At 43.8% G+C, this 20,757-nt stretch carries 20 protein-coding genes and 1 other RNA gene; 14 read left to right on the plus strand and 7 right to left on the minus strand.

What is annotated here, in order from left to right:
• Positions 1 to 24 precede the first annotated feature (24 nt).
• Complete coding sequence (locus OW495_RS17085; protein WP_289887553.1) at positions 25 to 552, minus strand: hypothetical protein; 528 nt, start codon at positions 550 to 552, stop codon at positions 25 to 27.
• A gap of 187 nt (positions 553 to 739) precedes the next feature.
• On the opposite strand from OW495_RS17085, the gene OW495_RS17090 reads away from it, so the two are divergent.
• From OW495_RS17090 to OW495_RS17105, 4 genes are all read left to right on the plus strand, one after another.
• Positions 740 to 1,534 (plus strand): YeeE/YedE thiosulfate transporter family protein, encoded by a 795-nt coding sequence (locus tag OW495_RS17090; RefSeq protein WP_289887581.1) that lies wholly within the window; start codon positions 740 to 742, stop codon positions 1,532 to 1,534.
• Positions 1,535 to 1,580: 46 nt separating this feature from the next.
• Positions 1,581 to 2,309 carry a DUF429 domain-containing protein gene (locus OW495_RS17095; RefSeq protein ID WP_102514124.1) on the plus strand — a complete coding sequence of 243 codons (729 nt, stop codon included), beginning with the start codon at positions 1,581 to 1,583 and terminating at the stop codon, positions 2,307 to 2,309.
• Between the two features lie 82 nt (positions 2,310 to 2,391).
• Positions 2,392 to 3,201 carry a M15 family metallopeptidase gene (locus OW495_RS17100; RefSeq protein ID WP_102514123.1) on the plus strand — a complete coding sequence of 270 codons (810 nt, stop codon included), beginning with the start codon at positions 2,392 to 2,394 and terminating at the stop codon, positions 3,199 to 3,201.
• 305 nt (positions 3,202 to 3,506) lie between these two features.
• Complete coding sequence (locus OW495_RS17105; protein ID WP_289887557.1) at positions 3,507 to 5,387, plus strand: RimK/LysX family protein; 1,881 nt, start codon at positions 3,507 to 3,509, stop codon at positions 5,385 to 5,387.
• A gap of 209 nt (positions 5,388 to 5,596) precedes the next feature.
• On the opposite strand, the gene ssrA is transcribed toward OW495_RS17105, so the two are convergent.
• Positions 5,597 to 5,963, minus strand: a transfer-messenger RNA (tmRNA) gene (ssrA, locus tag OW495_RS17110).
• 66 nt (positions 5,964 to 6,029) lie between these two features.
• Positions 6,030 to 6,515 carry an SsrA-binding protein SmpB gene (smpB, locus tag OW495_RS17115; protein ID WP_004735156.1) on the minus strand — a complete coding sequence of 162 codons (486 nt, stop codon included), beginning with the start codon at positions 6,513 to 6,515 and terminating at the stop codon, positions 6,030 to 6,032.
• Between the two features lie 119 nt (positions 6,516 to 6,634).
• Here smpB and OW495_RS17120 point away from each other — a divergent pair, with 119 nt between their 5' ends.
• Both OW495_RS17120 and OW495_RS17125 read left to right on the plus strand, forming a co-directional pair.
• A complete protein-coding gene (locus OW495_RS17120; protein WP_004735157.1) occupies positions 6,635 to 7,063 on the plus strand; it encodes an SRPBCC family protein in 429 nt (142 codons plus the stop codon).
• Positions 7,064 to 7,066: 3 nt separating this feature from the next.
• Complete coding sequence (locus OW495_RS17125) at positions 7,067 to 7,378, plus strand: RnfH family protein (protein WP_004735158.1); 312 nt, start codon at positions 7,067 to 7,069, stop codon at positions 7,376 to 7,378.
• A gap of 180 nt (positions 7,379 to 7,558) precedes the next feature.
• Here the strand turns inward: OW495_RS17125 and bamE are convergent, their stop codons facing one another.
• From bamE to nadK, 3 genes are all read right to left on the minus strand, one after another.
• Positions 7,559 to 7,918 carry an outer membrane protein assembly factor BamE gene (gene bamE, locus OW495_RS17130; protein WP_009848326.1) on the minus strand — a complete coding sequence of 120 codons (360 nt, stop codon included), beginning with the start codon at positions 7,916 to 7,918 and terminating at the stop codon, positions 7,559 to 7,561.
• 167 nt (positions 7,919 to 8,085) lie between these two features.
• Positions 8,086 to 9,750: a DNA repair protein RecN gene (gene recN / locus OW495_RS17135; RefSeq protein WP_289887560.1), complete on the minus strand. Its 1,665-nt coding sequence runs from the start codon at positions 9,748 to 9,750 to the stop codon at positions 8,086 to 8,088.
• 294 nt (positions 9,751 to 10,044) lie between these two features.
• Positions 10,045 to 10,929 (minus strand): NAD(+) kinase, encoded by an 885-nt coding sequence (gene nadK, locus OW495_RS17140; RefSeq protein WP_017106601.1) that lies wholly within the window; start codon positions 10,927 to 10,929, stop codon positions 10,045 to 10,047.
• Between the two features lie 143 nt (positions 10,930 to 11,072).
• On the opposite strand from nadK, the gene grpE reads away from it, so the two are divergent.
• From grpE to dnaJ, 4 genes are all read left to right on the plus strand, one after another.
• A complete protein-coding gene (gene grpE / locus OW495_RS17145; protein WP_065104990.1) occupies positions 11,073 to 11,654 on the plus strand; it encodes a nucleotide exchange factor GrpE in 582 nt (193 codons plus the stop codon).
• Positions 11,655 to 12,046: 392 nt separating this feature from the next.
• Positions 12,047 to 13,321, plus strand: a complete 1,275-nt coding sequence (locus OW495_RS17150) for a dicarboxylate/amino acid:cation symporter (protein ID WP_017106603.1) — start codon at positions 12,047 to 12,049, stop codon at positions 13,319 to 13,321.
• Between the two features lie 339 nt (positions 13,322 to 13,660).
• The gene (gene dnaK, locus OW495_RS17155) at positions 13,661 to 15,574 is read left to right on the plus strand and encodes a molecular chaperone DnaK (protein ID WP_017110244.1); all 1,914 of its coding nucleotides are present in this window, start codon (positions 13,661 to 13,663) and stop codon (positions 15,572 to 15,574) included.
• 286 nt (positions 15,575 to 15,860) lie between these two features.
• Complete coding sequence (dnaJ, locus tag OW495_RS17160; RefSeq protein ID WP_102514120.1) at positions 15,861 to 17,006, plus strand: molecular chaperone DnaJ; 1,146 nt, start codon at positions 15,861 to 15,863, stop codon at positions 17,004 to 17,006.
• Between the two features lie 157 nt (positions 17,007 to 17,163).
• On the opposite strand, the gene OW495_RS17165 is transcribed toward dnaJ, so the two are convergent.
• Positions 17,164 to 17,595 (minus strand): type IV pilin protein, encoded by a 432-nt coding sequence (locus OW495_RS17165; RefSeq protein WP_102514119.1) that lies wholly within the window; start codon positions 17,593 to 17,595, stop codon positions 17,164 to 17,166.
• 102 nt (positions 17,596 to 17,697) lie between these two features.
• On the opposite strand from OW495_RS17165, the gene OW495_RS17170 reads away from it, so the two are divergent.
• From OW495_RS17170 to OW495_RS17185, 4 genes are read left to right on the plus strand one after another with little or no spacing between them, the layout of a single operon-like run.
• Positions 17,698 to 18,204, plus strand: a complete 507-nt coding sequence (locus tag OW495_RS17170; RefSeq protein WP_102277133.1) for a GspH/FimT family pseudopilin — start codon at positions 17,698 to 17,700, stop codon at positions 18,202 to 18,204.
• Positions 18,185 to 18,817 carry a pilus assembly protein PilW gene (locus tag OW495_RS17175; protein WP_289887564.1) on the plus strand — a complete coding sequence of 211 codons (633 nt, stop codon included), beginning with the start codon at positions 18,185 to 18,187 and terminating at the stop codon, positions 18,815 to 18,817. The genes OW495_RS17170 and OW495_RS17175 overlap by 20 nt, the downstream gene beginning before the upstream one ends.
• Positions 18,814 to 20,154, plus strand: a complete 1,341-nt coding sequence (locus tag OW495_RS17180; protein ID WP_289887565.1) for a hypothetical protein — start codon at positions 18,814 to 18,816, stop codon at positions 20,152 to 20,154. Before OW495_RS17175 ends, OW495_RS17180 begins: the two co-directional genes overlap by 4 nt.
• Positions 20,144 to 20,593 carry a prepilin-type N-terminal cleavage/methylation domain-containing protein gene (locus OW495_RS17185; protein ID WP_289887567.1) on the plus strand — a complete coding sequence of 150 codons (450 nt, stop codon included), beginning with the start codon at positions 20,144 to 20,146 and terminating at the stop codon, positions 20,591 to 20,593. Before OW495_RS17180 ends, OW495_RS17185 begins: the two co-directional genes overlap by 11 nt.
• The last annotated feature ends 164 nt before the right edge of the window (positions 20,594 to 20,757 follow it).

Raw genomic sequence — 20,757 nt, forward strand, 5'->3', positions numbered from 1 at the left:
CTATTCCTTAGGTGTTTTTGAAGATTATAAATCATCAAACAATGCCTGTGTGGCGCTGCCTCTTGCCCTTTTTATGTTTACGCGAAGCCCATCACTTCGGCGTTGCCGGATAAGTGCGTATTTTGAATTATCAGCCCCAACGCTAATATGCAGAGGTTTATCTTTGCCATAAAAATAGAGGCGGTCGAACTCTAAATGCGTGCAGATAAATCGCGCGACCTCATCCATACGTTGCTCATACCCTTCAACATAAATATCACACGCAGCCCCATTTCGCTTGCAGATACGGCTATCCCGGGAGTTGAGTTCCATAGCGGCATGTTGGTCAATATCGGGCGCCATATCTCCAGGGCTATTTTTCAATATCCACCTTAAAAGAGGATGGCTTGTATAACCATAGGTCACCGTTACCTCTCCTAGTGAGCGTTCGATAGGTTGTAAAATTTGAACCGTTAAACACTGAAGCTCAGTGGCAGAAAGTTTATTAACCTTGTTGTCTCCTAAGTAATTAGGATGCCGAGACTTATGCCAATAAATAAGCTTGTGGTGCATATTCTGTCCTTAGGGTTCTAGGTTGCTACTATATTTAACGAACGACAGCAGTAAAATCAATGCAATTCGGAGGCTATGTATGTTGTTTATTCTCGCTTTACTCTGCATCTTCTTGTTGGGGTATCTTGCCCAAACTACGGGCCTTTGTATGGTGAGAGGAGTGAAAGAGGCGACAAACGGGTCACCGATGTTCATCGTCGCGATTGTGTTTAGTGGTTCACTGGCTTGGGTCTCTATGGCTCTTGGCTCTGTCGTAGAAGGGCGGCTTTTATCCACCGCTTTTTGGCCGAGTCTGTTTTCCCTGTTTGGTGGTTTTCTGTTTGGTATTGGAGCGGCAATTAATAGTGGTTGCGGGGTATCTACCGTAAGCCGTTTAGCTCGTGGTGAAGTTGTGATGCTGGCGACGATATTAGGGTGGTTCGTTGCTTGGTTGTTATTTGCTCCCGTTTTACCTAACGAGTTAAAGGGAGATAAGCTGGTATTATCTGATTTTTCTCGCTATGCATTCCTTGGGATCATTTCGTTCATTATTGTGGTGAGTTGCTACTTCATGAATGCGATAAATCGCAAGTTATGGTTCTCAATGTTGGGGATTGGGTTAATGGCAGGCTTTGTTTTCTTGTATGAACCGCACTGGACGCCAAGTGGTTTATTGAAATCTATGGGTACTTCACTCTGGCATGGAAGAGCGGAAGATTGGCCAAGCAGTGAGCGCTTTATATTGATGATCTCACTGTTAGTTGGAATGGTTAGCGCCGCGTTATTTACTGGATCCTTTTCTTTGAGGTTGAGCACTATACGTCGATTGGGTAAACACTTAGTTGCGGGGGTGCTTATGGGATTTGGAGCCGTAATGGCCGGTGGCGGGAACGATACTCAGCTGTTAGTGGCGATGCCAGTGCTGTCGTTGGCGGGTGTTTTTTCTGTGTTGAGTATCATTGTGGGTATATATACCGGAGTTAAGTTGATTCAAAGCCGATAGTTAGCGACAGTACGTAAATAACATGGGCACGTAATTTGAGAACACAATGAAGTACATCGGAATTGATGGTTGCAAGGCGGGTTGGATCGCTTGGATTGTCTCAGACAATGAGATACCTGCGTTCAAAGTAGTAAACACGCTCGATGAGTTGCTTGACGATCTTACGGGAGCAACAACGTTAATCGATATGCCGATTGGTTTTAGCGATTCACAGACTCCGGATAGATTATGCGATAAAGCAGCAAGGCGCTTTCTCACCAGTAAGCGTGGCTCTTCCGTTTTTCCCGTTCCGTGCCGAGAGGCGGTTTACCAAACCAATTACATTGCGGGATGTAATGCCAATGTGGAGCAGCTTGATAAGAAGTTTTCTAAACAGACTTGGGGAATTGTGCCCAAGATTCGCGAGCTTGATGAGCTCATTGAAACTCATCCCAATCTTTCTATCAGGGAATCACACCCTGAGGTGGTGTTTGCAGCATTGAAAGACGAACCGCTGACGTTTTCCAAACGAACACTAGAAGGCAAAGAGGAACGGCTTTCTATTATTCAGCAACTTGCCCCTCAATGGTGTGACGGCTTGTCGTTGGCCATTTCAAATACCAAGCGTAAAGACGTCGCAATAGATGATATTTACGATGCTTTTGTACTGATGTTGATCGCCTATTACGCTCCGCAATTATCGACCTTACCTGAACTTTCTGATGTTGGTGGAGAAGCTGACAAGGATCAGAACGGACGAGTTAGAGAGATTGTCTATTGGAATAAAACGCGCTAACAAAGCGTGCGCTCAACTTGGCCTAATATGCTATTTTCCAACTTCTGCTACTTTTCACTCTTACTATTTTTGAGTCTTTGATATGAAACGTTTTATTGTCGGCTGGTTGGCCACTTTACTCAGTGCTGCGAGTTATGCCCAGGTTGCTCCTATATCTCAATGGCAATGCGACATGATGAAAAAGAACAATGTCTTGAGTAATGGTGCGCCCGTTGGTTGTGAGCGGTTATCCAAGGTGGATTTCGATTTCATTAATTTCAAAGGGGAAACGCAACAGGGCAATATGATCGTGCTTGATGTGGTTGCGCCTGCTGTTGAACAAATTTTTTCAGAGCTTAAACAGCGCAATTTCCCGCTTCATTCCGCTCGCCTAATGCGTGAATTCAGAGGTGACGATAACGCCTCAATGGACGCGAACAACAGCAGCGCGTTTAACGCTCGTCCTATTACAGGTGGAGGTGGTTGGTCGAAGCATGCTTATGGTGTGGCGATAGACATCAACCCAGTTCAAAACCCTTTCTTAGAGTTCGATAGCTCCGGAAAAATCACGGTAAAGCCTTCACAATCTGCGACAAGCTATGTGAACCGTACTCGCTTTCGTGCGCGTGATGAAATAGAACGCCGTGGAATGGCAGAGGATGTGGTGGAGCTGTTTGCTCAGCATGGATTTATGATCTGGGGAGGGGATTGGAATAGCCCAATCGATACCCAGCATTTTGAGGTCGGCTCAAGAAAATTCGTTAACCAACTGCTCTCTAAACCACAACCTGCAGCCAAAGTGTTATTTGAGCGCTACGTCGAATCTTATCGACAGTGCTATCTCAAAAACAAAGGTGAGAACGCAGAAAAAGCTCGAGCTATCTGTGCAAAGAAAACAGTCGGGACTTTTTAGTGCTATGTTTATCTAGAACCGTTTGTGTTTTAGCAAGTTAAACTCGCTTCAGGTGTGTTTTGAATCGCTAAGGTCAGCGCTTGTCGTTGGCCTTTTTTGTATTCATTTTTTCAATAGAACACCACGTATTGAACAGGTTATTGGGTATCCATTAGTCAATAATCGATAAGCGAATGCAGCGCAAAGTCATCGGTTTGTCATTGAAAAACTCATAGCGTTAACGTTTTGTGAGAACCATTGCTGGTGGGGGAACTCTTTGCCGAATCGCCAGTATTATTAGTGAACTGATCACAACGGACCAACTAATGAAAAAGATACCTTTGGCTCTAACTCTTTTAAGCACTCTACTTTTTTCACAATATTCTTTGGCTACAGACACTTCACATACCACTCAAAACCCGACCTACGAACTCGATGGTAAGGCGGTATTAGGCCGTACAGAGAATGTGTACCTATCTAGCGTTCAAGGGCTTAAGGACGTTCCTTTCATTGGTAAAATTGATACCGGTGCAGAAACCACTTCTATGCATGCGGAAGACATTCATGTGAAGAGCACGAATGCCGACTACAAATACCTCAAAGACAAAGAGTTGATGGCGGCAATAACCGAAGGCCTGTTGAACAATTCCGATGTTGATTACGATGATTGGGATGGCAGTACCTTTGCAAAATATGAAGCGGTGGTCTCTTTCAAGGTTCAAAACCCACGTACGGGTGACATGGTATTAATTAAAGCACCTTTAGAGCGTGTCAGCATGATACGAAGCCGTACCAGCAGCACGCCTTTACTTCGTCCTACGGTTAAGATGTCGCTGACCATTGCTGACCAAGAATTAAAAACAGACGTTAACCTGACGGACAGAAGTCACTTCTCTGCGCCAGTGTTGATCGGCAAAACCTTTCTTGCTGACAACGCCTTAGTGTTTGCGGGCTATGACTATTTGCAAGAGCAGGAAAACGCGACGGTTGTTGGCCGTAAAGAGGTGGTGTCTATCTCCGGAATGGCGATGAACGCGACCTTCTCATTAAAGAATCGATACAGCATTCTTCATGCAAAAGACATCGATGTAGATAAGAATAACAGTGAAGTGACGTTTGATATGTTTGATAACGATGGTAAGCAGAAAGAGATGACACTGCCATTAGTTCGTATGTTAAGCGTGAGTGGTAAAAAGAGACCTCTGGTATATGTACCAGTCCAACTCGACGAAAACACTACTAAAGACGTTCTGGTGTACCTACGTGACCGCTCGAGTAGCGAGTCACAGTTGAGATTTGGTACAAGCACCGCTAGCGAACTTTTCATGATTGATACCAACGCTGAAAATATTCTTTCTGAGGGACCTGAGAACTTCAGCGAGGTCGCGAAGAAGACTGAGCCACTGATTATCTCACCGGAAGAAGATATCACATTAGATGGTTTCCCTATGAAGGCTGTTGCTTCATTTACTGTCAACACGCCTTTGTTGAAGGTCGACAGTTTTGAAATGACAGGTAAAGGCAAAGAGGCTTCTGTTGAATTTTATCTTACAGATGTAAATGGTGAGAAGCAGAAGATAACAAAGCCAATTATTAAGAAGCTTAAGGTCGGTGATGATACTCGTCCGGTGGTAAGTGGTGAGTTTTTGGGCGCTGGTAAAGTTCGGCAACAAGAGTTTGCTATCGATGTGCTTAACAGTAATGAGAAAGAGGCCTACTTCATTTTAGGTAAGAAGATGGCGAAAGATGGGGTTTATGTGAATACTCGATCTGATTATCTTTTGAAATCGGAGCCTTTGTTTAAAGTAGGGCATATAGAAGTTGTTGAAGTCAACGGCATGAAGTTCCCGGCTAAGTTGGATACTGGCGCAGATGTCAGCTCAATGAACGCAGTCAACATTAAACGATTTAAGAAAGACGGCCAAGACATGGTGAGCTTTACCTACCAAAACAACCAAGGCGATAAGCAAGAGTTCACTAAGCCAGTGATTGATGTGATGCGTATTAAAGCCAAGAAAGGCGAGAAGGTGAACATTCGCCCTGTGGTAGAAATGAAGGTTAAGCTTGGAGACTTAGAGAAAGAGGTGAGGGTAAACCTTCAAGATCGTTCTCGCTTTGAATACAGCATGATCCTAGGTAAGAACTTCCTGAAGCACGGCGCAGTAGTGAGTAGCGATGAAGATTACTTACTGGGCGATATGGAGTAACACCTAAACTTATCTAAGTTCGTAAGAGAACAGCTCTAAACGGCCACACATTTCAACAACGGGATGTGTGGTTTTTTATTGAGTGTCTGGTTTTATTGTTGGTGTGCTAATGGTAACTCATTGTTAGCAATGTGATTTGTCATATTGTGGCAAGTGAAATGAAGATAAAAAAAGGGCCAACTCTTTCGAGTTGGCCCTTTCCAAACGTTTGGTGGAGCTGGCGGGAGTTGAACCCGCGTCCAAAAATCATTCATCATTGGTACTACATGCTTAGTCGATCTTTAATTTCACCAGCAACCTGCGAACCGACACGCTAGTTAAAGGCTAACCTGAATTGTTATTCGCGCTTTTCCTCTCAGGTGGGAGAATCCGCGCTAGCTAGTTTGGGTTTGATCTCTTATTGGTCCCCGTCTTACGAGCGGAAGCTAGGGTAAGAGAGCTCTGAGCAGGTTATTAAGCTGCTAGTGCGTAGTTTTCGTCGTTTGCGACTATTTTTTTGCGGCTTTTAACGTGGCCAACCGCCCCACGGCATGCACCTCAGACTTCAAAATTCCTGTCGAATCCTAAATCAGCCCCAAGTGTTATTTGCATAGTACCAGAAAAGCTTTGCCTGTCTAGCACTGTGCGTTTAAGTGCTTAAAATTAACGCAAATTACTCTTCATAATTCGTGCTTTATCTCTCGCCCAATCTTTTTCTTTCATATCAGTACGTTTATCGTGCAGCTTTTTACCTTTCGCTACGCCAACTTTAATCTTCGCCCAAGAGCGAGACCAGTAAAGTGCGGTTGCGACAAGTGTCATGCCTTCACGGTTAATACGACCGATAAGGTTGTCGAGTTCTTTTCTCGACATTAGTAGTTTACGGATGCGTGTTGGGTTCGCCACGATATGAGTACTCGCTTGAGTTAGCGGAGTAATCGTCATACCACTGATGAATGCTTCGCCGTCTCTGATGTAGACGTAGCTTTCTGCGATATTGGTTTTGCCTTCACGTAGGGATTTTACTTCCCAGCCTTGTAGCTCAAGCCCCGCTTCTATCTCATCATCGATGAAATATTCGTGGCGAGCTTTCTTATTAAGCGCAATGGTATTGCTACCGGCTTTTGATTTTGATTTATTCTTTGCCATAATGGCCTCATTATACGGATTGCACCCTAGTTGGGGAATCCTTTTTATTTGCGCTCTGGCCCAATACAATTAAAATTGCAGTTTGTGTTAATGTAACGCTGTCTTTAACAGGAGTCTATATGCCAAAGGTTACTCGTTCAGCATTAGTGTCGTTTAGTGCCGACCAGATGTTCAGCTTGGTCAATGATGTTGCTCGTTATCACGAGTTTTTGCCAGGGTGTTCTGGTTCACGTGTGATCGAATCTTCAGATTCAACTATGGTGGCTTCGGTTGATGTCTCTAAAGCGGGTATCAGCAAAACATTTACTACCTCTAACCGCTTAGCGGATGGTGCTGAGATCTTGATGGAACTGGTGGATGGCCCGTTCAAAAAGCTGCAGGGTGGTTGGTACTTTACTCCGCTCGATGAGCAAGCGTGCAAGGTTGAGCTTAAGTTAGAGTTTGAATTTTCTAGCCGTATGATTGAAATGGCATTTGGTAAGGTTTTCAATGAGCTGACGAGCAATATGGTCAGTGCTTTTACTCAACGCGCGAAACAGGTTTACTAAGCCATGACTATTGAATCAGATATGATCCACGTAGAGGTTGTGTTTGCACTTCCACACGAACAGCGTGTGTTTACCTTGGTAGTGAACAAGAACGCGACCGTTGAAGAGATCATCGCACAGTCTGGTGTTTTGGAACTGTATCCAGAGATCGACTTAGCGAAAAACAAGGTTGGTGTGTTCAGCCGTAACGTTAAGCTCGATGCGACGGTTCGCGATAAAGATCGTATCGAAATCTACCGAGCACTGTTAGCTGATCCAAAAGAGATTCGCCGTAAGCGTGCTGAACAAGCAAAAGCGGCCGCTGCTAAATCGTAATGCCAAACAAGTTTGACTAAAAAGAGCTCGCTATCTTGGCGAGCTTTTTTGTGCTTGTTGATTAGACAACACACTTAATTTGTTAGCGGATATTAAAAAGCCTGCTCGTGAGCAGGCTTTTGCAATTCTTGCTTTGTCGACTGATAGCTTTATCGGCTGAGAGCTTTGTTGACTGGAAAGCTAGCGAAGGCTTTCGAAGAACTCATCACTGGCTTCAAAGTCACCATTGATCGTTACTAGAGTGCCAGTGGCATCAAAGTTCACAACAAGGTTTTTCTGAATAGGGTCGTTATGGCCTTTTTGGTGGTGGTAAATGTAGTACCACGTATCTGGGTAGCCATTTTCGATAAGCATAGGTGAGCCCATAACGTAACGAACTTGTGTTTTTGTCATGCCAAACTTTAGCTGATCGACAGCTTCTTGTTCAACATAGTTACCCTGATTGATGTCAATTCGATAAACCAACTTCTCTAGTAGAGAGCAACCGGTCAACATTGTTAGTGCAAGTGGAACTGCAACTAACCACTTTTTAATTCGCATAGTTTGAGATCTTTCTTCGCTAAAATACTGCCTGATAATAAACAAGCTCCAGCAAGAAGTAAAAAGCTCCTTGCGCTTTGAGCTTGTTATGACTGGCAATTTTGAATTAAGTTGCAAAATTGCCAAGAATTTTCGGTAAATTATCAGAAAGTTGCTGAATATGTAACCTATGCTGCGATTAATAACTCTTTTGCATTGGCAAGCGTCGATTCGGTAATTTGGCTGCCACCAAGCAGTCGAGCAAGCTCTGAGACGCGTTGTTGCTCATCAAGTGTGTGCATTTGAGTCTCAGTTTTACCTGATTTCGTGTTCTTCGCTACAAACAGCTGTTGATGTCCACAACCTGCCACTTGAGGTAAGTGCGTCACACACATAACCTGTGTCGATTCGCCCAGCTTACGCAGCATTTTTCCGACAACCGCAGCGGTTGGACCACTGATACCCACATCCACTTCATCGAAAATCAGGCTTGGTGTATCCACTTTTTGCGCGGTGATCACCTGAATCGCCAGTGAGATTCGTGATAACTCACCACCAGAGGCCACTTTAGCAATTGGCTGCATTGGTTGGCCTGGGTTGGTCGAAACAATGAAGGTCACGTTATCCATACCCAATGGAGAAGGGTGTGTGTTGGTGTTGTTCACTTCAATGGCAAATTGCGCTTTTTCCATGCTCAGTTCATGCATGCTTTGCGTGATCAGCTTGTTGAGTTCTTTTGCGTAACGAGTTCGAGATTTATGAAGTTTCTCAGATTTAGCCACGAACGACTGGTATTGGTTTTCGACCTCGTTGGCTAATTCTTCCAACTTTTCATCAGAGCAATCCAGCGCTTCAACTTGTTGTAATAAGTCTTGATGGTGCTTATACAGCTCTTCAGGTAATACGTGGTGTTTACGTGACATCGACATCACTTTAGAGAAGCGCTCTTCAACATAAGCCATACGGCCAGGATCAACATCAATGCTATCTAGGTATGTTCTTAACTCGTTGTTGGTTTCTTCAATCTGAATAATGGCTTCAGAAAGTAAATTAGGTAATTCAGCCAATCTTTCATCTAGCTCTGCTAACTGAATTAAGGAGTTATTGGCCGATTGCAGAATACCAAGCGCATTAACTTCTTCGCCTTCATAAATAAGCTCGATAGCTTGTTGGCAGGTTGTGGCCAATTCTCCGCTATTGGAGAGGCGCTTATGCTCTTGTTCGAGGTTTTCATATTCTTCCTCCCCAATAGACAGCTCATTTAACTCTTTGATTTGGTATTCAAGAAGTTGTTTTTGAGCTTGGTTTTGCTGGCTATTTTCACGTAACTCTTTTAAATGGTTATCCGCTTGTCGCCATGATTGGTAGGCATTACGTGTCGATTTCAATAGGTTCAAGTGACCTGCGTATTGATCAAGCATCGCCATTTGATAGTCACTCTTCATCAATTGATGGTGCGCGTGTTGACCATGAATGTTGATCAGCAGTTGGCCTAGAGACTTTAATTGTGAAAGAGGGACTGGGCTGCCGTTGATGAATGCACGAGAACGACCTTCTTTTGAGATGGTTCTGCGCAAGATGCATTCACTGCCATCAAGCAGTTCGTTATCTTCTAACCAGCGGGTAGCGTGCAGATTGTTCTCAAGTAAAAAAGCGGCACTGACTTCGGTTTTTTCTTCACCTTGTCGAACCATTCCTGCATCGGATCTTCCCCCAAGACATAAGCCTAAAGCATCGATAGCGATAGATTTACCCGCCCCCGTTTCACCGGTGATTGTTGTCATGCCTTTAGTGAGTTCTAGCTGTAAAGACTTAACAATAGCGAAATTATTAACACTTAGATGAGCCAGCATTTTTATTTACCTGTATAACTGAACAATACTGTATATAAGCTCAGTATATACTGTTTCTTTATACAGTAAAGTCGACAGGTGAAAATTTTTTGTGACCGATCTCAGAATTGAGGTTGTCTGTAGATCACTGAAACCGCTATAGATTCCCAACTCAGTCGTTCCTCCCTCTTGGGAATGACGGTATAAGGAATTGAAGACAAGCTAGAGTCGACGGGCTTTTTACTGGCAATAAAAAAGGCTGACGAATGTCGTCAGCCTTTCAAATTTTTGATTGCCACTGGAGCGTTTATTCTTTTAGAACAGCTTACTCGACCAACCTAGTTTGTTACGTAGAACATGGTAGTAATTGTAATCTTTAGGGTGGATCAGCTTGAGCACATTCGGGCTTTGGTAAATGTGGATTTCATCGCCAGGGGAAACTGGTAACGAGATTTGACCATCGCAGCTGACTTCCTGAGTCCCGCGGTTATCAGGCGATACGATCAACTTGATACGACGCTTTCCATCCACCACAAGTGGGCGGCTTGAAAGTGTGTGCGGGAACATTGGTACTAATGAAATTGCATTTAAGCTTGATGACAGAATAGGACCACCGCCTGAAAGCGAGTAGGCCGTTGAACCCGTTGGGGTCGATACGATCAAGCCATCAGAACGCTGTGAGAAGGCGAAGCTGTCATCGATATAGACTTCAAACTCGATCATGTGCGCAACTTGACCTGGGTGAAGCACGGCTTCATTGAGTGCAGCATTGTGACTTTTTATTTGGCCGTGACGGTGTATCTCTGTTTCGAGTAGGAATCGCTCTTCTTCCATAAACTCACCTTTAAGTACGTCGGTGAGTGAGGTTTGGAAGTTTTCAGGGTTTAGGTCTGTCAGAAAACCTAAATTACCTCGGTTAACACCGATGACTGAAATATCGAAACGCGACAAAATACGAGCGGCACCCAGCATATTTCCGTCGCCACCGACAACAATCGCGAGATCGGCACGTTTTCCTAGTTCAATTAGGCTAGAAAAATGTTCTTTGGGTATATCGTCTAAAATAGTAGCGAGTCTGTCATCAACAAACACTTGATAACCCTCAGCACTTAACCACTGATAGAGCTCTCTATGAGTCTGAATTGCTTGCTGATCTCGAGGTTTACCAATAATGGCGATGACTTCAAATGGCTTTTTCATAACGTTTCCAAACGAATTAGGCTTGAATCAAAATTCTTCATCCCCATAATAAAGGCAAGTTGAACGTCTATGCGAGTGTTTTATATCAATTTGGGGTGCAAACACACCTGTCACTTGCATTGAAAACGAATTCTGGAGAGATCATGAGCAACGAAGAAAACAAAGTAACGGAAGAAGAGCTAGATCAAATCATTGCTGAAGCTGAGAAAGTTGAAGAAGCTGAGCTAAATGAAGAGTCTGTTGATGAGCAAGAAGCAAAAATCGCTCAACTAGAAGCTGCACTACTTTCTAGCGAATCTAAAGTGAAAGAGCAGCAAGATTCTGTACTACGCGCTAAAGCTGAAGTTGAGAATATGCGTCGTCGTACTGAGCAAGAAGTGGATAAAGCACGTAAATACGCGCTAAACAAATTCGCTGAAGGCCTACTACCTGTTATCGATAACCTAGAGCGTGCAGTACAAGCTGCAGATGCTGAGAACGAAGCGGTTAAGCCGATTCTTGAAGGTGTTGAACTAACTCACAAAACGTTCGTAGACACAGTGGCTAAATTTGGTCTTACAGAGATCAACCCTGAAGGTGAAGCATTCAACCCTGAATACCACCAAGCAATGTCTATTCAAGAAAGCCCAGACCACGAATCAAACACTGTAATGTTTGTTATGCAAAAAGGCTACGAGCTTAACGGCCGTGTTATTCGCCCTGCAATGGTAATGGTTGCTAAGTAATTGAGTGGCCGTTTGCCAAGCAGTTGATTATGGCAATTGTGAAGTAACAAAATAGCGGCGACAAAATAATTCACTGGTTAACGTGAAATGAAAAGAGAGGCATAGGCCTCTCTTTTTTTATGCCTGTAACTTGAGAGTCCACGTAAATAGTCACCAATATGGCATTAAGAATGTCGTTCTTTTTATTTTATCCAGAACAATGATTTAGAGTTTTATATTATGAAACTGGTTGTAATTGAAGAAATGTTTCGATGTCACACTTGTAATGTTTTTGTAAATAAATGCTTTTAATTGTTATCTTTGTATGTAAAATCCACTGCAATATAGCGATTCTGGTCGCATATATAACTATAAAAGTACAAATTTTAAACACAACAAACTGGAGAAGAACGATGGATAAATCGCTCTCAAGTAAGATTTTTGTAGGCTTGTTTGCTGGCCTAATTATTGGTACTGCTATTCAGTACCTATTCAGCGGCATTGCTATTTTTGATACGTACCTACTCGGCGCTGCTGAAGGTGCTGGTGGTATGTTCGTATCACTTATCAAATTGCTTGTAGTACCTCTTGTATACGTATCTATTGTTTGCGGTATCGTTGAGCTAAAAGATATTCGTTCATTTGGTCGCCTTGGTGGTAAAACCTTTGGTCTTTACATTATTAACACCATCATCGCGATTTCAGCTGCTCTAACGATTGGTCTTATTTTCCAACCGGGTGCTGGTGCGAATCTAGCGGGTACAGTTTCTGAGACAATTGCGCTTACAACAACTGAAACGCCAGATATCTTCTCTCTTGTTGTTAATATTGTTCCTAGCAACCCTGTAGAAGCCTTTGCAAGTGGCGACATGCTGCAAATCATCTTCATGGCTATTCTGACTGGTCTTGCTATCCAAGCGCTTGATTCTCGTGGTGGCCCAGCTATCAAGACATTCAAGATGGCTAACGAAATCATGATGAAGCTTATCGGCCTAGTAATGAGCCTTGCACCATACGGTGTATTTGCTCTGATGATTCAACTAGGTGCAACACTTGATGCAAACACGCTAATGTCAGTTGCTGGCTATGTAGCGCTTGTTGTAGCGATGCTTGTGTTCTGGATTTTCTTCTTCTACCCAATGATGGTTGGTTCATTCACTGGTATTTCTCCAAAGCAGTTCCTACGTGCAACTCGTGAGCAAGTTCTATTCTCACTATCGACGGCAAGTTCGAACGCGACGATTCCAGTAACAATGCGCACTCTAACGGACAAACTGAACGTATCTAAGTCAGTAGCAGGTTTCGGCGTACCACTGGGTGCAACAATGAACATGTCTGGTGTATCTATCTACATCGCACTAGCAACTATGTTCGTAGCAAACGCATTTGGTCAGCCAATCAACACTGCTGACATCTTCACTCTAGGTCTAACTATCTTGCTACTGTCTATCGGTGCTGGTGGTGTTCCGGGCGGTGGTGTGGTTATGGTCGGTGTTCTATTACACCAACTAGGTTTGCCACCAGAAGGTCTAGCGATTGTTGCTGCTGTTGACCGTATCTGTGACATGTTCTGTACTTCTTCTAACGTTGTTGGTGATACTGCGGTTAACACTATCGTAGCGAAATCTGAAAACGAAATCGGCGTTGAAGCTAACGAAGAAGCTGAACTAAAGAAAGCAGAAGCATAATCAGAGACTTTTCCTCTATAGATGAAATCTAAGTGGAAAGCCTGAATAGATAAACGGAGCCTAAGTGGCTCCGTTTTTTATTGGGTGATCAACCCAGTTATGGGGCTTATGTTAAGGTAATGAGATGTATTCGTGTCTAATCATTCTTTTTATTAAAATAAATGTGAAAAAATCCAGTATCCCCCTTGAAAAGGCTTCGTGAGCCCTTATCTATGGTGCATACGAAAGCAAAATACATTTGCATTTAAATTTTGTGTATTAGGGTTGAATCCCTGATTACTACCCCCCACATAGTGGGTATAGCAAAAAACTAAATAGAATTTATTCGGAGAAAGCCTGATGGGTCGAATCATTGGTATTGATTTAGGTACTACTAACTCTTGTGTTGCTGTTCTTGACGGTGACAAACCACGCGTATTAGAAAATGCTGAAGGCGAACGCACAACAGCATCGGTAATCGCATACACTGAAGGCGAGACGCTAGTTGGTCAACCTGCGAAACGTCAAGCTGTTACTAACCCTCAAAACACGCTATACGCGATTAAGCGTCTAATCGGTCGTCGTTTTGAAGATGAAGAAGTTCAACGCGATATCGAAATCATGCCTTTTAACATTGTTAAAGCTGATAACGGTGATGCATGGGTTGAAGCGCAAGGCCAAAAAATGGCTGCTCCTCAAGTATCTGCTGAAGTTCTTAAGAAAATGAAGAAAACAGCTGAAGACTTCCTAGGCGAAGAAGTAACTGGCGCAGTAGTAACTGTTCCTGCTTACTTCAACGATGCTCAACGTCAAGCAACTAAAGATGCTGGCCGTATCGCTGGTCTAGATGTTAAACGTATTATCAACGAACCTACTGCTGCTGCTCTGGCTTACGGCCTAGACAAGCAAGGTGGTGATCGCACTATCGCTGTATACGACCTTGGTGGTGGTACATTCGATATCTCTATCATCGAAATCGATGAAGTAGAAGGCGAGAAGACTTTCGAAGTTCTTTCAACTAACGGTGATACTCACCTTGGTGGTGAAGATTTCGATAACCGCATGATCAACTACCTAGTAGATGAGTTCAAGAAAGAGCAAGGTATCGACCTTAAAGCTGATCCACTAGCAATGCAGCGTGTTAAAGAAGCAGCAGAAAAAGCGAAAATCGAGCTTTCTTCTACTACTCAAACTGACGTAAACCTACCTTACGTTACTGCTGATGCGACTGGTCCTAAACACATGAACATCAAAGTGACTCGTGCGAAGCTTGAGTCTCTAGTTGAAGATCTAGTTCAACGTTCTCTTGAGCCACTAAAAGTTGCTCTAGCTGATGCTGACCTATCTGTAGGCGAAATCACTGACGTTATCCTAGTGGGTGGTCAGACTCGTATGCCTATGGTTCAAGCTAAAGTAACTGAATTCTTCGGTAAAGAGCCACGTAAAGACGTGAACCCTGACGAAGCTGTTGCAATGGGTGCTGCTGTTCAAGGTGGTGTACTAGCTGGTGAAGTTAAAGACGTTCTTCTTCTAGACGTTACTCCTCTATCTTTCGGTATCGAAACGATGGGCGGTGTAATGACTAAGCTTATCGAGAAAAACACAACTATCCCTACTAAAGCGGATCAAGTGTTCTCTACAGCTGAAGACAACCAAAGCGCAGTAACTATCCACGTTCTTCAAGGTGAGCGTAAGCAAGCGACTTACAACAAGTCTCTTGGTCAGTTCAACCTAGAAGGTATCCAACCAGCACCACGTGGCATGCCACAAGTTGAAGTAACATTCGACCTAGATGCTGATGGTATCCTGAACGTATCTGCTAAAGATAAAGCGACAGGTAAAGAGCAGAAGATCACTATCCAAGCATCAGGCGGTTTGTCTGAGGAAGAGATCGAAGCAATGGTTCAAGAAGCAGAAGCTAACAAAGAAGCTGACAAGAAGTTCGAAGAGCTAGTAACTGCACGTAACCAAGCTGACCAAATGATTCACGGCACTAAGAAGCAAGTAGAAGAAGCTGGTGAAGCTCTACCTGCAGACGAGAAAGCTAAAATCGAAGCAGCAATCGAAGCTCTAGAATCAGTTAAGTCTGGTGACGACAAAGAAGCTATCGACGCTAAAGTTCAAGAACTTATGCAAGCAGCTCAAAAGCTAATGGAAATTGCTCAACAGAAAGCTCAAGCTGAACAAGCTGGTGCTGACGCTGGTGAACAACCTAAGCAAGATGACGATGTGGTAGACGCAGAGTTTGAAGAAGTTAAAGACGATAAAAAATAATTTCGTCGCAGAGTAGCCTGATTTCGTTGTCGGAAGTGCTCACCTACTAGCGTAGGCTCCGCGCTTCCTCCTAGAACTCAAGCTACTTGCTTAGAAATTCATTGTCTCAAAGACTTATTATTGCGGGCGTCAGAGGTAACTCTCACGCCCGTAAATTTGTATTTAGACTTGTCGATCTAGATAATAGCTTTATTCGGTGCTTCAGCCGGCAGAACTTTTATCTAGATTGATACACAGACTACTGAAGTGATCATTCGGTAGTAGCAATTATTTGGTGACCTAGAACATGTCAAAACGTGATTTTTACGAAGTATTAGGCGTAAGCCGCGATGCATCAGAGCGCGATATTAAAAAAGCGTACAAACGCTTAGCGATGAAATTCCACCCGGACCGTAATCAGGGTGATGACAGCGCAGCAGACAAATTTAAAGAAGTAAAAGTAGCGTACGAGATCCTAACCGATGCTCAAAAGAAAGCAGCTTACGACCAATACGGCCATGCAGCTTTTGAACAAGGTGGCATGGGCGGCGGCGGTTACGGCGGCGGTGGCCAAGGTGACTTCGGCGATATCTTCGGTGATGTGTTTGGCGATATTTTTGGCGGCGGTCGTCGTGGCGGCGGTCAAGCGCGTGCACAACGTGGTTCTGATTTACGTTACAACATGGAGCTTTCTCTAGAAGAAGCCGTTCGTGGTGTATCTAAAGAAATTGAAGTACCAACACTTGTTGAATGTGATATTTGTGATGGTAGCGGCGCTAAAGCGGGTTCTTCTGCACAAACGTGTGGTACTTGTCATGGCCACGGCCAGGTACAAATGCGCCAAGGCTTCTTTGCGGTTCAACAGACTTGTCCTACTTGTAACGGTAAAGGCAAGATCATCAAAGACCCATGTAACTCATGTCATGGTCAAGGTCGCAAACAGAAGACGAAAACGCTTAACGTTAAGATCCCAGCAGGTGTTGATACTGGTGATCGCATTCGTCTATCTGGCGAAGGCGAAGCAGGAGAGCACGGCGCTCCAGCTGGCGACTTGTATGTACAAGTACACGTAAAAGAGCACAACATCTTTGAGCGTGACGGCAACAACCTTTACTGTGAAGTGCCAGTTAGCTTCACAATGGCAGCGCTAGGCGGTGAAGTTGAAGTTCCTACATTAGATGGTCGTGTAAACCTTAAAGTACCTGAAGAGACACAAACGGGCCGTATGTTCCGTATGCGTGGCAAAGGCGTGAAAGGTGTTCGTGGCGGCGGTGTGGGTGACCTAATCGTTAAGCTAGTGGTTGAAACTCCAGTTAAGCTAAGCTCTCGTCAAAAACAACTTCTTCGCGATTTCGAAGAGACATGTTGTGGCGAAGCGGCGAGCAAGCATAAGCCGAAGTCTGAAGGTTTCTTCAGCGGCGTTAAAAACTTCTTCGATGACCTAACTAAGTAATTAGATAGTAATTTGAAAATTTTAAAGCCTGCCAGTGTGCAGGCTTTTTTGTGTCTATAGATCAGAGAAAAAGAAGACTTAACAAGGAAGAAGATTAAAGAAGAAAGAGCTGAGATTTCGGGAGATAAGATTTAGCGTCCTTTGGTATTTTATTTTGTCACTTCCAACACGCTTCTGGTTCCGAAACACCCGAGTGGTGCAATTCCAACTTATCGGTATTCGAGTCTAAACATTCATCATTTACCTGTTGCGAAAGCGGTTCCGCTTGAATTGAATAAGTGGTGCTACTGGCTGAAATCGCTAATGTGTATCGGCTGGTGTCGGTATCGCAAAATAAACATGTCCCTCCGGAAATAATACTATCAGCGGCCGACGCGTAGTTTCCTGTATAGAGGGTCTCCATCTCCAGTTGAATCTTGGTCATGTCGGCCACTGCAGTGACTCGATGCGCTTTAATTACATGGCTCGTATAACTTGGGTACGCAATGGCGCCGAGTATCCCCACGATGGCGACAGCGATCAATAATTCGATCAATGTCATCCCTCTAATGCTTAAGTTGTTGTTGTTGCATATATTTCTTCGAATCATCGCGAGTAGTTTCCTTTCATATCTCTGTCTATTTTTCTCCGGTGGTAGCATCGGCGCAAGATTAAATACGGTTACGCATCAGATTACATAGGAAATTGGGAAATGACTCGCGGGTTTACTTTATTAGAGCTGTTAATAACGGTATCGGTTTTGTCGATACTGATAGCCACGGCTGCCCCGAGTTTTAGTTCAGTAACGCAAACCGTGAAGATGCAGCGATTGGCTGGCGAGTTGAATGGTTTTCTTATTCAGGCTAAGTCAGAGTCAGTAAAAAGGAATCAAGATCTTTGGGTTCATTTCTCGATGGAAAAGAATGAAGTGCAATCAACCGGAGATTGGACTATTTGGTTAAAACCGACCGAAGACTTGTCGGGAGAAACCTTACTGCAGTTGTCGGGCGAACCCTTTCGTGATCTCTCTTTTTCTCATAACTACACCGGAGACAGAATCACCTTTGAGAGTGTTCGTGGAAGACCCTCTCGAGGGACTCTGTATCTGGCGCCTAATACAGTTTCAACCGATCGACTTTTGATCAAATTATCTAGCCCTCCAGGGCGTATTAAGGTATGCGGCGAGTTGAGCGCGCAGTATGGCTATGATGCGTGTTAAGCCGATAGTAGCAGCGCCTAACAAGCAACGAGGAACATCACTGATTGAATTGATGGTGGCCTCTGTGATTGGCGTGTTCGCGATTTCTATTATTGGCAGTGTGTTTATTACGGGGCAGAGAATCGCCAAAGATAAAGGCATCGAGCTATTACTGCTACAGAATTTAACCAGCACCATGCAGGTGATGAAAGAGGATATCCAACGAGCAGGTTACGATGGTTCAAACGGTTACTCAATTAAGTTATCTGGCGCGAGTCACACCATCCAAGTGAGTGGCGGTGTTGCGGTTGGTTTTGTTTATTTCAGACAAGGCTCAAGTGACGATAAAGATCATCGACATATCGTTTACCGCAAGGATGGGACTAGGCTGCAAATATGTGAAAAGGGCACACTTGTATCTGACGACCTCCTTTCATTTAGTGAAGTCACAGGTTGTTATTCTCTGTTTGATGACAGTCTCATTGAAGTGAATGCGTTAAATATTACTTCCCAAGTATTGGAGCAGAATTCTATCGAGAGCACGCTCACTGATATCAGTATTACAGCGTCAATCCCAACCGCAGGTGTTTCCAAATCTGTTTCGGTTTCCGTTAAGCAGAGGAACTGGCAATGATGGTGTTTAGAAAGCAGCGTGGTGTGGTGACGTTATTGATTACGTCAGTGCTTTTAATTGGTGCTTTAGTGGTGACATTAGGCTCGTATCGCAGTGTATTCCATCAAATTAAAGTTGCTCAAAACGAGGTGCAAGGAAGGCAAAGTCACTGGCGCTCAGAAGGTGGTTTAGAGTGTACTTATTCCTATCTACGTGAGCTCGATAAAACCGTTTTAGATATCAAAGATGCCAGTGCACGTCCTGCCGACTTTTCTGATTGGTGTTCTCCTTATGATAATGAACCGCAAATTGAGGTTTCGGATAGTGCGAGTTCCATTGCTTATATTATTGCATCGACAACCGATACACAGTTGCTGTCTAAAACCATTCGTGAGAGCTCTCAGTTAGGAAGTGGGGCGATTCAATCAACAGGGCCGATTGAGATCATTGGTACATTGAGCCTGAAGCCTACAGTAAAAGAAGAACCGATCAGCGGTAATGAATATGAGTGTGTTAGTGTTACTTTTGCTGACCTTTTTACTTACCAATACGATTCAACACATGGTGATTCAGGACAAACATTAGGCTTAGAAGTGCTCGACCCAAGTACGGATGGTCCGTTTTCTGGTTTTGATGGTGTGTGTGATAGCGAATATAAAACGGAGATCCTCAAAGGCAATTCAGGAAGTCGCTACTCAATCTATGCGCCTGATTCCTCTCAAGGAGCGAATCCTCCGCCCTTCCAAAAAGACTTTAATCCCGATCCAAATATGAACCCGTTTTATACTTTCTTTGGTATCGCGAAAACGGATCAAAACATTGTCGACTTATCGCAAGACACTGATCTTTTTAAGCGCGTGCAGATACTGAATGCGACAGAGTGCGGCACCGAAATTATGGACCATTTTACTTTAGGGCAAACCAAAGGATTGTGGGTTGAGGGAAATTGCCATATCAATTCAGCGGTTGCTGCCGCCAACAATCAATCTCAACTTCTGGTGATTCAAGATGGTGTGCTCGCGTTAAATGGTGCCATGACTTACAACGGTGTGATCTATCATTTGGTCGATTATCAAAAGAGTCATGTTAAAACTCGTATAGATGATTTCTGGAAAGCGCTTGTCACTCCCAATGTATTTGCACCTTTTATCAAAGACATCGATGACGCTACCGTCCTGAAAAAAAGTGTTGGGATTCAATTTGCCTCTGGTTTACCTTCAGGTGGCCTTATCTTTGATTCGCCACTTGGTGTGACAACGATTGTGGGTGATATGGATTTGGATTTTCGTTCAGAATCTAATCCAAGTGATCCGCCTTCAATTTACCAATGGAAGCGAGGATCATGGAATGACTTCTAAACACCAAGGTTTCAGTTTGATAGAGGTGCTTATCTCTTTTCTGCTAATCGGTGTTGCTTCATTAGGGTTGGTTAAGCTGCAGGTCTACGCGGAACAAAAATCGGACTTTGCGCTTCACAGTGTTGAAGCTCTGCATTTTGCTGAAAGGCAGATGGAATACTATCGGACTCGTGTCTCGGATGTGAGTGGGGCGGTAGGTTTAATTCCTTTTGAGGAACTCAATCAAGCGAATTACTGTCTGAACACGGCAAGTTCAGTTCCCTTGTCCGGCTTGTCAGGATCTGCCTATGCGATGACATGTGAAGTGACAAATGCCAACGGTGCTTTGTCTGGCGCTTTGAAAAACATTACGGTGACTGTTGCATGGCAAGATCGTATGAACAAATCACAAAGTATTTACCTTGAAACTATGCTCTCCAAATACAGTGAGTTTGACTGATCCCTAAGCAAACGTTTACTGCATGCCAAGGCACACGACACTCCTTTTACCGACACTTTTCATTTCTCGGACATTGTTTGCGTACTAGTTAAATGGCTGTATATGGAATGGTGTTTTTTGTGTTTTTATATTGTTGCAGTTGCATGGCATTTTTGCAAAATATG

The organism is Vibrio sp. 14N.309.X.WAT.E.F5 (genome assembly GCF_030397615.1).
Lineage (GTDB): Bacteria > Pseudomonadota > Gammaproteobacteria > Enterobacterales > Vibrionaceae > Vibrio > Vibrio lentus.